The sequence below is a fragment of the Streptomyces muensis genome (assembly GCF_021474425.1).
Lineage (GTDB): Bacteria > Actinomycetota > Actinomycetes > Streptomycetales > Streptomycetaceae > Streptomyces > Streptomyces muensis.
The window spans coordinates 1-12,341 of the sequence record NZ_JAKEIP010000246.1; the positions used below are offsets into that span (position 1 = coordinate 1).

Consider the following 12,341-nt stretch of genomic DNA (forward strand, 5'->3'; position numbering starts at 1 on the left):
CCACTCCCCCGCCGGCCTCCGCCACCGCCTCGCCCACCTCCTCAAACCCCACTCCCACGAGACGGCCGACAAGCTCGACTCCGCCCTGGAGTCCTCGGCCCGTGGCATGCGCGCCCTGTGGGTCTCCCTGGCCGTGCTCGGGCTGACGGCGCTCGCGCAGGCGGTCGTGGTGGTCGCCTCCGGTTCGGTGGCGCTGCTCGGCGACACGGTGCACAACACCGCCGACGCGCTGACCGCCGTACCGCTGGGGATCGCCTTCGTGCTGGGCAGACGCGCGGCGACGCGCCGCTTCACCTACGGCTACGGACGCGCCGAGGACCTCGCGGGCATCGTCATCGTGCTGACGATCGCCGCGTCCGCGGCCTTCGCGGCGTGGACGGCCGTCGACCGGCTCCTGGACCCGCGCCCCGTGCAGCAGATCCCGGCCGTGGCGGTGGCGGCGCTGGTCGGGTTCGCCGGCAACGAGTGGGTGGCCCGCTACCGGATCCGGGTCGGCCGCGCGATCGGCTCGGCCGCGCTCGTCGCGGACGGTCTGCACGCCCGTACGGACGGATTCACCTCACTGGCCGTGCTGTTGAGCGCCGGCGGTGCGGCGCTGGGGTGGCAACTCGCCGACCCGATCGTGGGGTTGGCGATCACGGCGGCGATCGTGCTGGTGCTGCGGGACGCGGCGCGTGAGGTGTTCCGGCGAGTGATGGACGCCGTGGACCCCGCCCTGGTGGACCGGGCCGAGCGGGCGCTGCGGGAGGTCTCGGGGGTGCGCGAGGTGGGCGAGTTGCGGATGCGCTGGATCGGGCACCGGCTGCGCGCCGAGGTGGCGGTGGTCGTGGACGGGGAGGCGACGGTACGCGAGGCGCACGCCATCGCCGTCGACGCCGAACACGCCCTGCTGCACGCCGTCCCCCGGCTCACCGCGGCCCTGGTGCACGCCGATCCGGCACCGGTGCCGGGCGAGGCGGATCCGCATCTCGCCCTGGCCCACCACTCCGCGGCCTGAGCCGGTGCGGGCGTCAGACGACGCCGAGCCCCTCCAGTACGACGGCCCCCGGCAGCTCCGCGAACGCCTTCCCCGGCACCAGCAGCTTGCCGCGCCGGCGCCCGCTGCCGACCAGCACGTACGGCAGGTCGACGACGGCCGAGTCCACCAGCACCGGCCAGCCCTCGGGCAGTCCGATCGGGGTGATGCCGCCGTACTCCATGCCGGTCTCGCCGGTCGCCGTGTCCATCGAGGCGAACGACGCCTTGCGGGCGCCGAGTTGACGGCGCACGACGCCGTTCACGTCGACCCGGGTGGTGGAGAGCACGATGCACGCGGCCAGCGTGGTCTCGCCGCCGCGCTTGCCGGCGACGACCACGCAGTTCGCGGACTGTTCGAGCAGTTCCTGTCCGTAGTGCTCGACGAAGACCGCGGTGTCGGCCCACTGCGGATCGGTCTCGACGTAGACGATCTGCTCGGCGGGGACGCTGCCGTGCCAGCCGCGTACGGCGTCGGCGACCGGGCGGGTGAGTTCGTCGAGGCAGTCGGGAGCGGGCGTGGCGGTGTCGAAGTGTCCGATGGGTGCGTCCATGAGCGCACGCTAACAGGGCCGCGGAGGCCGTGACCGGGGCGTCTCAGTGCACGAGCGGGACCGAGACCGTCAGGGTCATCTCCATCGGGACGTCGCCCTGATTGGCGTAGATGTGCGGGGCGTTGGCCTCGAAGGTGACGCTGGAGCCGGCCGGGACGCGGTACTCCACGCCCTCGACGGTCAGGGTCAGTTCCCCGGCCGTGACATGGGCGATCTCGACGGTGCCGACGGGGTGCGGGTCGGAGCCGCTGTTCTCGCCCGGCATCAGTTTCCAGCCCCACATCTCCAGCGGGCCGGGCGCCTCCGTGCCGGCGAGGAGCTTGCTGTAGCTGCCCGCGTCGGTGTGCCACAGCCGGACCACCTGCTCGGGCGGGACGACGCGCACCTTGGGGCCCTGCTCGTAGTCGAGGAGTGTCGTGATGCTGACGCCGAGCGCGTCGCCGATCTTGACGACGGTGCCGAGGCTGGGGTTGGTGCGGGCCTGTTCGATCTGGATGAGCATGCCGCGGCTGACCCCGGCACGCGCGGCGAGCGCGTCCAGAGTGAAGCCGCGCTCGGTGCGCCAGCGCTTGACGTTGCGCGCCAGGGACTGGGTCAGCAGGTCGAGGTCCGACACATTCCGCCCTTACGGAGTCCAATATTCTGGATGACAGGGTTTACCTGACTGCACTACTGTGCGGTGAACCCTATCGTGCACCGAACTGTACTGCGAGGCCCCCCCGTGACAGCACTCTTCGCCCTGGCCACCAGCCTGCTGTGGGGACTGGCCGACTTCGGCGGCGGACTGCTGACCCGACGCACCCCGGCACTCACGGTGGTCGTCGTCTCGCAGGCCATCGCGGCGACCGTGCTCGGCACGATCGTGGTGACCACGGGCGGCTGGAGCGAGGCCGGCCCGCAGCTCTGGTTCGCGGTCGCCGCCGGCGCGGTCGGCCCGGTCGCCCTGCTCTGCTTCTACAAGGCGCTCGCGCTGGGCCCCATGGGCGTGGTCTCCCCGCTCGGCACCGTGGGCGTCGCCGTCCCGGTCGGAGTGGGCCTCTTCCTGGGCGAGCGGCCCGGCCTCGTGCAGGTCGCGGGGATCGCCGTCGCCGTGCTGGGCGTGGTGCTCGCGGGCGGACCGCAGCTGCGGGGCGCGCCCGTGCAGCGGCAGGCGATCCTGCTGACGCTGGTCGCGGCCTTCGGCTTCGGCACGGTGTTCGCGCTGATCGCGGAGGCGTCGTCCACCCTCACCGGCCTGTTCCTGGCGCTCTTCGTACAACGCGTGGTCAACGTGCTGGCCGGCGGTCTCGCGCTGTACGCCTCCGTCCGGCGCGGCGGCACCGCCCTCCCGGACGGCACCTTCCCCTGGCGTTCGCTGCCGGCGCTCGCCTTCGTCGGCCTCGCCGACGTCGCGGCGAACGGCACCTATGTCGTCGCCGCCCAGCACGGCCCGGTCACCGTGGCCGCCGTGCTCGCGTCGCTCTACCCCGTGGTGACCGCCCTGGCCGCGCGAGGGTTCCTGCGGGAACGGCTCCAGCCGGTGCAGGCGGCTGGCGCGGGGCTCGCGCTGGTGGGCACGCTGCTGCTGGCCACCGGCTGACTCAGGACTCCACTTCCACTTCGGCGAGGTCGGCGGCCGCCTTGCCGTCCAGCTCCGCCAGCTTCGCCACCGTCTCCTCGTCCAGCTCGGCCAGTGCCTGGAGCTGCCCCGGTGTGATCCCGTCGGGTATCGGCACCGGCGCGGGCGTCCGCAGCGGCGGCTGCCAGCCGTCGTCGGCCGTCCAGCGCCGTACGACACGGGCGGGCGCCCCCGCCACGACCGCGTGGTCGGGCACCGTGCCCCGGACCACCGCACCGGCCGCCACCACGACGTTCCGCCCGATCCGCGCGCCCGGCAGGATCACGGCCCCGGTGCCGATCCAGCACCCCGGGCCGATCTCGACCGGCTCCATCCGCGGCCACTGCTTGCCGATGGGCTCGTGCGGGTCGTCGTACGAGTGGTTGGTGGACGTGACGTAGACGTACGGCCCGAAATAGCAGTCGCTGCCGATGGTGACCGTCGTGTCGGCGATGACATGGCTGCCGCGGCCCAGCACCACCCCGTCCCCTATGCGCAGGATCGGCTCCGGGCCGAGGTCCAGGTCGGGCATCAGACCCGCGGTCAGCGTCACCTGCTCGCCGACGATGCAGTGCGAGCCGAGGTGGATCCAGGGTTCGCCGAAGACGGTGCCGAGCGGGAAGGCCAGGCGGGTGGCTTCGCCGATCGAGCCGAAACGGAAGCGGCCCGGGCTGTCGGCCGTCACCGAACCCGTGCGCTGCAGCCAGGCCCAGCCCGCGTGGACGGCGCGTTGCGCCAGTCGGCGTCGCCAGGATGAGAACGTGTTCTTGCGCTTCGGCACGGGCTCACCGTACTTACCGTGCGGCGCCCTTATGAGGTGCGGGGCCTGTGATCTTCGCCCTACCGGGTGGCGGTAGCGTTCCGGTGTACCGCGGACGACGGGAGACGGTGATGACGCACAAGGCGCTGATCAAGGGCATCGGTGGGAGAGAGCCGAAGATCGACGGGGAGGCTTTCGTGGCGCCCACGTCCACGGTGATCGGGGACGTGACGCTCGGGGCGGGGGCGAGTGTCTGGTACGGGGCGGTGGTGCGGGGTGATGTGGAGCGGATCTCGGTCGGGGCTCAGTCGAACATCCAGGACAACTGCACGCTGCATGCCGATCCCGGGTTTCCGGTGAGTATCGGGGAGCGGGTGTCGGTTGGGCACAACGCCGTCGTGCATGGGGCGACCGTGGGGGACGACTGCCTCATCGGGATGGGGGCGACCGTGTTGAACGGGGCCGCCATCGGGGCGGGATCCTTGGTCGCCGCGCAGGCGTTGGTGCCGCAAGGGATGCAGGTGCCGCCCGGGTCACTTGTCGCGGGAGTACCTGCGAAGGTCAAGCGGCAGCTGAGCGAGGAAGAGCGGCAGGGCGTGACGCTCAACGGGACCATGTATGCCGAGTTGGCGAAGGCTCACCGGGACGAGCACGGGGCGTAAGGGTCGTACGCGGGCTGCGGGCCGGATGTGGCTGGGCGCGCAGTTCCCCGCGCCCCTAAAGACGGGGCGTCTCAGTCCCCGGCGGGAACAGGTTCTGGCTCCGGCTGTGCCGGCTGGGCCTTCTTTGCCTTGCGCTTGATGATCAGCATGGAGGTCAGGCCGATCAGGACCGCTGCCACCAGGCCCAGCCAGGAGAAGCGCTTCAGCCAGGATTCGGCGACCACTCCGACGTAGTAGATGACCGCGGTCGTGCCGCCCGCCCAGAGGATGCCGCCGAAGACGTTGGCGATGAGGAACTTCCAGTACGGCATCCGCAGGACGCCCGCGAGGGGGCCGGCGAAGATGCGCAGGAGGGCGACGAAGCGGCCGAAGAAGACGGCCCACATGCCCCACTTCTGGAAGGACCGCTCGGCCGTGGCGATGTGGCCCTCGCTGAAGTGCTTGGGGAATTTCCCGCCCAGCCAGGCCAGCAGGGGGCGGCCGCCCTTGCGGCCGATGGCGTAGCCGATCGAGTCGCCGATGATCGCTCCCGCGCTGGCGCAGGCGCCGAGCACGAAGGGGTCGATGTCACCGTGCTGTGAGGCGAGCAGCGCCGAGGAGACCAGAATGATCTCGCCGGGCAGCGGGATGCCCAGGCTCTCCAGACCGATGACCACGCCGACCAGCAGATAGATGGCGAGCGGGGGCACCGTTTCGAGCCATTCCTGGACGTGCAACGCCGCTTCCTCTCGCTGTCCTGCACCCTGTGTTCCCGGCGCACGCTCGGCTGTGAGCGTGCGCCGGGGAAGCCTACCCGTTCTGTGTGACGGTCCCGGCGTCCCACAGGTTGCACTGGTGCTCACGGTGCACGGTGGTGCTCAGCACATTTCCGTCGGCGGAGGCGGTGCGCAGGGCCAGTACCGTCCCGGGCCGGGCCGGCATCGCGGGCTGTCCGGCGGCGCGCGGCACGCCGTCGCGGACGAAGGAACCCCAGTACTGGACCATCTGCCGGGACAGCGTCCGCTGCTCGGCGTTCAGGGGTGATTCCAGGCCGAAGTGCTTGAAGAGGTACTGGAGCTCGTTGACGTGGGTCGCGCCGAAGTCGAAGTCCGTGCCCAGGTTGCGCAGGGAGGCGAAGGGCGGGGACGTGCGGTCGGCGAACTCGTACGCGTAGACCTTGCCGCGTCCGGCGAGCGTGCCGTCCAGGCGCAGGGCCGGACAGGCGAAGAGCTGGTCGCCCTGTGCGGTGGCGTAGGCGATGGTCGGGGACGGATAGGACGGGAGAGGGTAGCGCGCGAGCGCCTCGTCGCCGAAGTCCGTCCGCATGACCGTGGGGTACTGGTCGGCGGTGAGCGGTGTGCCGTTCACGTCGAACCGGGCGAAGGCGAACAGCCGGCCCTCGTCCTGGTTGGCCCCGTTCATGACCGGCACCCCGGCCGCGGCCCCGCGCTCGAACGCGTCCTTCGGCTGCCGGGGAAGGAAGGCGCCCCCTGCCACCGGCGCCCACTCGAAGCCGCCCTGCGCGGCGAGGATCTCGGCGGCCGGCTTGGCGCGCAGACAGTCCAGGTCGGCGCAGCCGAGCTTCTCCGCGAAGGCGGCGCCCTGCGACACGGCCGTCCCGTGCGGACGGGCAGCGCAGTCGCCGTACGCCCCGCTCTGGATGATCCCCGCCCGCAGCAGCCCCTTCGCCGTCGGCGAGGCCAGCTGGGTGCAGACCGAGCGGCCGCCCGCCGACTCGCCCGCGACGGTCACACGGCCCGGGTCGCCGCCGAAGCGGCCGATGTTGGCCCGCACCCAGCGCAGCGCGGCCTGCTGGTCGAGCATGCCGAAGTTGCCGGAGACCCCGTCGCGCGCCTCGGCGTCCAGCCCTGCCGTGGCGAGGAAGCCCATCGCGCCGAGGCGGTAGTTGACGGTCACGACGACGGTTCCGGTCCGCCTCGCGAAGGTGTCGGGGACGATGTCCTGTCCGGCCCCGGCGGTGAGCCCTCCGCCGTGCAGCCAGACCAGGACCGCGCGGCGGTCGGCACCCTCGGGGGCGTACACGTTGAGGTCGAGACAGTCCTCGGTATGGCTGGGCTGCTCATAGCCGGGGTCCCAACCCGCCCCCTGCACACACTTGTTGCCGAAGTCCCCCGCCGAACGCACGCCTTGCCAGGGCCGGACCGGGCGCGGCTCCTTCCAGCGGAGTTCGCCGACGGGTGGCTCGGCGTAGGGGATGCCGAGGAACTGGCGTCCCTCGGCAGTGGTCTCGCCTCGCACCCAGCCCGCGGTGGTGCGGACGACGGGGTCGTCGTCGGCCTGCGCGGGGACTGGGGTGAGGAGCGCGGCCGCGAGGGCCATCAGTGCGACGGACATACGACGTTTCACGGGTCCACCTCCGCGTCGTGAGCATGGGACACCAGTGGCGCGGCGGGAAAACTATGAACGTCAGTGACTCGTGTCAATGTCGTGGGCGAGAAACGGCTGAATGACGGTGCCGATGGCCCTGGAGGTGGCGGCCGGCACCTCCGCGGGGAGGGCCACCACGGTGTCGACCGGGGTGGCGGGCCCGGTTCCGTCGCCGGGTTCGTCCTGGACGTACCGCGCCTCGTACGAGGACTGCGGGTCCTCCTCCGGTGCGGCCGGCTCCTCCTTCTGGGGTTCGGGGACGACGCCGTCGGGCGATTCGGACTCGGGTGCCTCGGGCGTGGTGTCCCGTCCCTCGGGCTCGGTGTCCCGTCCCTCCGGCGGCTTCTCCTGCTGGAGCTTGTTCTCGGGACTCTCCTCGGGTACGTCCGCGAGTCCGCCGTCGAGCATCCAGCGCTGTGCCTCGGATCCGTCCCGCTCGTCGACCACCACGCTCTCGTCCTTGCCGGACGCGACCGCGAGGTCGTCGGATCCGCGGGGCAGGAGCTCGCCGTGGACGGTGAGGTCGTAGCGCACCTCGCCGGCGTGCGCGAGGCAGTTCGCCAGGACGACCGTGCGTTCGTCGGCGTCGGCGTCCAGGCAGAGGGTGGGGTGGGCGGCGCTGCGCAGCAGGCCGTTGTCCCGGTACGACCACTGCTGGGACACGGCGGACGAGCACCGCGCCAGCTCGGCCTTCGCGCCGCTGCGGACCTCGTTGTCGTGGAGGTCCAGGCACAGGCCGCGGTCGAGGTTGCGGAGTCTGCCCTGGGCGATCTCGACGGGCTCCTCCGCCGAGGCGGCCGACGGTGATCCGCCGGACGAGGGCGGGGACACGGTGCCCGGGTGGACGGTCCTGCCGCTGGGCGCGCCCCAGGTGGCGTGCGGGCCGGGGACGCCGTTCTCCTCGGTCCAGCCCTTGGCGGTGAGGACCGTGACGAGCAGGGCGAGGGAGGTCAGGCCGACCCCCACGGCGACGGCTTTCGCGCGTCCGCGCGGCAGGTCGAGCCGCTCCGGGCGGTGCCGTCCGCCGCGTCTTCTGCGGTCGCACGCCGTCGAGCCCGGGCCGCCCCGGCCAGGCCGGGAGTCGAGATAGCGCCGGGCGCCCCAGCCGAGCACGGTTTCGGCGAGCAGCACTTCCAGTCCGCCCTCGAAATGGCTGAGCTGCTCGGCGGCCTGCCGGCAGTAGCGGCAGCCCGTCAGATGCTGCTGGACATCGGGCAGCAGGGCGCCGCCCCGGCGAATGGGGACGTCGAGGAGGCGGTTGTAGTAGCGGCATTCCCGGGTGGGCGCGAGTTCGCGGTGGGCGCGGACGCAGCCGGTGCGGAATTGCTCGCGGACTCCTTCCAGCGCCGCCGAAGCGGTGCCCCCGTCCACGCCCAGCAGACCAGCGGGTATGGTTATCGGTTCGGCTTCGACCTCGGTGTGCCAGAGGAGGCATTGCGAGGCTCCCGGCAGCGCCCGGAATGCCCGCTCGGCGATTTGCCGCCTTTCGGGCGTCACGGGCCGTGCGGCCCGCAGTCCGCGTCCTCCGGTCGGTTTGGCGAGTTCCGGCAGCAGGGCGGAAATACCGTCGTCGGCCGCCCACTCCTTCACCAGGTCCCGTACGGCGGCGAGGAGTTGGGGGCGCAGCGCGCCGGCGACGGGCCGGCCGAGCACGCGGTGGAACGCGGCGGCGGCCACCATGGCGGCGGAACTCTCCGTGGAGACCAGGCAGATGGCGGCGTAGTCGTGGGCGGCGCGCCAGTGCCGGGCCATCAGCAGGGCGACGGCACGGGCGTTCGCGCCGGCTTCGCCGAGGCTCGCGACGAGATCGCGGTCGGACTCTCCGGGGCTCACCCCGGGCCGTGGCGGGTACGGCGGTCGTGGGGGGTAAGGGGATTGCACTGAACCATTTCCTTCCCAGCCGCAGGACGGCAAGGGGAATGCGCGTCCATCGGAAAGCAGGTGCTTGATTGGTGCATACCTAAGCCGCGTCGGGTCTGGACCGGCTATCGGGGCCGCTCACTTTCGCACAAGCGACGCACAGGAAACAAGAAGTTCGAGTGACCAACGTTCAAAAAGCGAGAAATTCAGAAAAGTTACCGGCGGTATCCGCACCGGCATTCGAAATCGCCGCCGAGTCAAGCCTCAAGTTGTGTGCAGGCAAAGACGGTTGGTCCACGGAATCTTCAACTCCGCATACCGCACAGCAAGCTCCGAGGTTTCTCTCGGCGTCCTCTCATCCCCGTACCCCACCATGAGCCGCATGATCGTCCCCCACACGACACCCACGCCGGATTCCGCCCCCGAAGGGGTCCGCACAGCCCGCAAGGTCCGCACGGCCCACACGGTCCGCAAAGCGGTCGTCCCGGCCGCGGGTCTCGGCACGCGGTTCCTGCCCGCGACGAAGGCGACGCCCAAGGAGATGCTGCCGGTCGTCGACAAGCCGGCCATCCAGTACGTCGTCGAGGAGGCCGCGGCGGCCGGTCTCGACGACGTGCTGATGATCACCGGTCGGCACAAGCGGGCCATCGAGGACCACTTCGACCAGGCCTTCGAACTGGAGCAGGCGCTCGCGGCCAAGGGCGACTCCGTACGGCTGGACGCGGTGCGCGACCCGGCCCGGCTCGCCGACATCCACCACATCCGCCAGGGCGACCCGCTCGGCCTCGGCCACGCGGTGCTGTGTGCCCGCCATCACGTCGGCGACCAGCCGTTCGCCGTCCTCCTCGGCGACGACCTCATCGACCCGCGCGAGACCCTGCTCAGCCGGATGCTGGAGGTGCGCGACCGCCACGAGGGCAGCGTGGTCGCCCTGATGGAGGTGCCCCCGGAGCAGATCCACCTCTATGGCTGCGCGGCCGTCGAACCATCGGGCGAAGACGGCGTCGTCCGGGTCACCGGCCTGGTGGAGAAGCCGTCGCGCGAGGACGCGCCGAGCCGCTACGCGGTCATCGGCCGCTATGTCCTCGACCCGGCCGTCTTCGGCATCCTGGACCGCACCCCGCCCGGGCGCGGCGGCGAGATCCAGCTGACCGACGCCCTTCAGGAACTCGCGGCGGGCGGAACGGTCCATGGAGTCGTGTTCGACGGCCTGCGTTACGACACCGGCGACAAGGCGGACTACCTGCGCACGGTGGTGCGGCTGGCGTGCGACCGGGCGGACCTGGGGCCGGAGTTCGTGGCCTGGCTGCGGGAGTTCGTGGCGGGGCTGGAGGACGGCGGGCGCGAGCGGAACAGGCTCGCCGCCTGAGCGCTCACGGCATGAAGGCTCAGGGACTGCAGGGACTGAGGCGCAGGGACCCCGTGTGGGCATGGGGTCCCTGCTCGCCTCGGTACGACCGGCTCAGCTGTTCGGCCGCAGGGTCCAGACGACGGTCATCTCACCGGTGACGGCCCCGTCCCCGCGCTGGATCTCGATCGCCACCGGGAACTCGGGCCGCTCCCCCGCGTCCAGCTGGGCGACGACGTCGGCGGCAGGGCGGCCCAGCGTGGCGGTGGCCGTGACGGCGCCCATGGCGAGCTTCTTGTAGGAGATCTCGGCGCTGACGGCGAGCGGCACGGCGCGCGAGAGCTGGTCGCCGAACGCGGCCAGCACGATCGCGCCGCTGGCGGACTCGCCGAGCGTGAACATCGCGCCGGCGTGCGGGCCGCCCACGTGGTTGTGGTACTCGCTCTGGTCCGGCAGGGCCACCACGGCCTTCTCGGGCGTGGTCTCCAGGAACTGGAGGTTGAGGGTCCGGGCCATGGGCACGGTGGCGGCGAGCATCTCGCCGATGGACATCTGGTCTGCGCTCATGGCGGCCATGTTACCCACGAGTAGGGGCTGGGAACAGGGCCGTGTGACGAGCGTCGTACCGCCTCTCCGGGCGGAAGGTCGCAGGCCGCGTCGGGCGGGTGACCTGCAATTCACTTGGCAAATCGAGAGCCGGGCGGCGATAGTCGGCCGGTGACCTCCGCCGCCGACCTCCTGCGCCCTTCCCGCCGCCCCTCCTGGGCGGGCCGCAACTACAGCCTGCTGACCGCCTCCGCGTTCGTCACGAACCTCGGCAGCCACGGTGCGCTGATCGCCGCGGCGTTCGCGGTGCTGGAGGCGGGCGGCGACGGCGGTGACGTGGGGCTCGTGGCCGCGTCCCGCACTCTGCCTCTGGTGCTCTTCCTGCTGATCGGCGGCGCCGTGGCGGACCGCCTTCCACGGCACCGCGTGATGGTCGCGGCCAACGCCCTCAACTGCCTCTCGCAGGCCGCCTTCGCCGTGCTCGTGCTGACCGGGGAGGCCCGGCTGTGGCAGATGATGCTGCTGACGGCCCTCGGCGGCACCGGGCAGGCGTTCTTCAGTCCGGCGGCCGAGGGGATGCTGCTGTCGTCGGTCCGGGGGGAGCAGGCGAGCCGGGCCTTCGCCGTGTTCCGGATGGCGATGCAGGGGGCGGCCGTCGGCGGCGCTGCGCTCGGCGGTGCCATGGTGGCCGCGATCGGACCCGGCTGGGTGCTGGCGGCGGACGCGGCGGCGTTCGCGGTCGCCGGTTCGCTGCGCGCGTTCCTCGACGTGAGTCACGTTCCGGCGCGTACGCCGGGCGGTGGCATGCTCGCCGATCTGCGCGAGGGCTGGCGGGAGTTCGCGGGGCGGCCCTGGCTGTGGGGCGTGGTCGTCCAGTTCTCGATCGCCAACGCGGTCGTCGCGGCGGCCGACGCTGTCTACGGCCCTCTCGTCGCCCGGGACCACCTGGGTGGTGCGGGCCCGTGGGGCCTGGCCCTGGGCTTCTTCGGGGCGGGTACGGTCGCCGGCGCCCTGCTCATGACCCGCTGGAAGCCACGCCGCCTCCTCCTCGCCGGCACCCTGTGCGTCTTCCCCCTCGCCCTTCCCTCCGCCGCCCTCGCCGTACCGGTACCGGTCACCGTCCTGTGCGCGGTCATGTTCCTCACCGGCGTGACCCTGGAGGTCTTCGGCGTCTCCTGGATGACCGCACTCCACCAGGAGATACCCGAGGAGAAACTCTCCCGCGTCTGTGCCTACGACTGGTTCGGCTCGGTCGCCCTGGTCCCCCTCGCCACGGCCCTGGCCGGCCCGGCCGAGACGGCCTTCGGCCGCACACCCGCCCTCTGGGGCTGCGCCGCCCTCGTCGTGATCGTCACCGCGGCGGTCCTGTGCGTACCGGACGTACGAAACCTACGCCGCCACACCAAACCGGTGACGGCCGGTGCCCGACCCGAAACCGGTGACCACCGGCCTCGACCCGACTCAGCCGATACTGAACGCCCCGTCGGGGGGCTCGGGTGACGGTACGGCGTCCTCGTCCCTGACCGGTCGTGCGGATCCGATGAACTGCCTCAGGGCGAGGCCCTGTTCGACGCGGGCGGGGAAGGCGTCGGAGGCGGTGAGACGGGTCAGGGTGGCGGTGTCGAGGGGCTGT

General features: G+C 71.9%; 12 protein-coding genes and 1 pseudogene. 5 read left to right on the plus strand and 8 right to left on the minus strand.

The genetic code is table 11. The annotated features are described in order from the left end of the window. The coding region (locus L0P92_RS35630; protein ID WP_234767198.1) for a cation diffusion facilitator family transporter at nt 1-997 on the plus strand (997 nt) is incomplete at its 5' end. A gap of 13 nt (nt 998-1,010) precedes the next feature. On the opposite strand, the gene L0P92_RS35635 is transcribed toward L0P92_RS35630, so the two are convergent. Both L0P92_RS35635 and L0P92_RS35640 read right to left on the minus strand, forming a co-directional pair. After that, nucleotides 1,011-1,568 (minus strand): YbaK/EbsC family protein, encoded by a 558-nt coding sequence (locus tag L0P92_RS35635; RefSeq protein ID WP_234767199.1) that lies wholly within the window; start codon nt 1,566-1,568, stop codon nt 1,011-1,013. Nucleotides 1,569-1,611: 43 nt separating this feature from the next. Further along, a complete protein-coding gene (locus tag L0P92_RS35640; protein ID WP_234767200.1) occupies nt 1,612-2,184 on the minus strand; it encodes a helix-turn-helix domain-containing protein in 573 nt (190 codons plus the stop codon). Nucleotides 2,185-2,289: 105 nt separating this feature from the next. On the opposite strand from L0P92_RS35640, the gene L0P92_RS35645 reads away from it, so the two are divergent. Further along, nucleotides 2,290-3,147, plus strand: coding sequence for a DMT family transporter (locus L0P92_RS35645; RefSeq protein WP_234767201.1), 858 nt, complete (start codon nt 2,290-2,292; stop codon nt 3,145-3,147). Between the two features lies 1 nt (nt 3,148). On the opposite strand, the gene L0P92_RS35650 is transcribed toward L0P92_RS35645, so the two are convergent. Further along, nucleotides 3,149-3,946 carry an acyltransferase gene (locus tag L0P92_RS35650; RefSeq protein ID WP_234767202.1) on the minus strand — a complete coding sequence of 266 codons (798 nt, stop codon included), beginning with the start codon at nt 3,944-3,946 and terminating at the stop codon, nt 3,149-3,151. Between the two features lie 110 nt (nt 3,947-4,056). Here L0P92_RS35650 and L0P92_RS35655 point away from each other — a divergent pair, with 110 nt between their 5' ends. Next, nucleotides 4,057-4,587, plus strand: coding sequence for a gamma carbonic anhydrase family protein (locus L0P92_RS35655; protein WP_234767203.1), 531 nt, complete (start codon nt 4,057-4,059; stop codon nt 4,585-4,587). Between the two features lie 71 nt (nt 4,588-4,658). Here the strand turns inward: L0P92_RS35655 and L0P92_RS35660 are convergent, their stop codons facing one another. The 3 genes from L0P92_RS35660 to L0P92_RS35670 all read right to left on the minus strand — a co-directional run bounded on the left by L0P92_RS35660 (nt 4,659) and on the right by L0P92_RS35670 (nt 8,634). Continuing rightward, nucleotides 4,659-5,303: a DedA family protein gene (locus L0P92_RS35660; RefSeq protein WP_234767204.1), complete on the minus strand. Its 645-nt coding sequence runs from the start codon at nt 5,301-5,303 to the stop codon at nt 4,659-4,661. Between the two features lie 73 nt (nt 5,304-5,376). Then, nucleotides 5,377-6,933, minus strand: coding sequence for a carboxylesterase/lipase family protein (locus L0P92_RS35665; protein WP_234767205.1), 1,557 nt, complete (start codon nt 6,931-6,933; stop codon nt 5,377-5,379). 60 nt (nt 6,934-6,993) lie between these two features. Next, the gene (locus tag L0P92_RS35670; protein ID WP_372497386.1) at nt 6,994-8,634 is read right to left on the minus strand and encodes an RICIN domain-containing protein; all 1,641 of its coding nucleotides are present in this window, start codon (nt 8,632-8,634) and stop codon (nt 6,994-6,996) included. A 562-nt stretch (nt 8,635-9,196) separates the two neighbouring features. On the opposite strand from L0P92_RS35670, the gene galU reads away from it, so the two are divergent. Then, complete coding sequence (gene galU / locus L0P92_RS35675; protein ID WP_234767206.1) at nt 9,197-10,183, plus strand: UTP--glucose-1-phosphate uridylyltransferase GalU; 987 nt, start codon at nt 9,197-9,199, stop codon at nt 10,181-10,183. A gap of 93 nt (nt 10,184-10,276) precedes the next feature. Here the strand turns inward: galU and L0P92_RS35680 are convergent, their stop codons facing one another. Further along, nucleotides 10,277-10,729: a DUF4442 domain-containing protein gene (locus L0P92_RS35680; RefSeq protein ID WP_234767207.1), complete on the minus strand. Its 453-nt coding sequence runs from the start codon at nt 10,727-10,729 to the stop codon at nt 10,277-10,279. A gap of 150 nt (nt 10,730-10,879) precedes the next feature. Here L0P92_RS35680 and L0P92_RS35685 point away from each other — a divergent pair, with 150 nt between their 5' ends. After that, nucleotides 10,880-12,208 (plus strand): MFS transporter, encoded by a 1,329-nt coding sequence (locus tag L0P92_RS35685; protein ID WP_234767208.1) that lies wholly within the window; start codon nt 10,880-10,882, stop codon nt 12,206-12,208. Here L0P92_RS35685 and L0P92_RS35690 read toward each other — a convergent pair. Further along, nucleotides 12,170-12,341: pseudogene (locus L0P92_RS35690) on the minus strand (spermidine synthase-like protein); the annotation flags it as partial. The gene L0P92_RS35685 and the pseudogene L0P92_RS35690 overlap by 39 nt on opposite strands.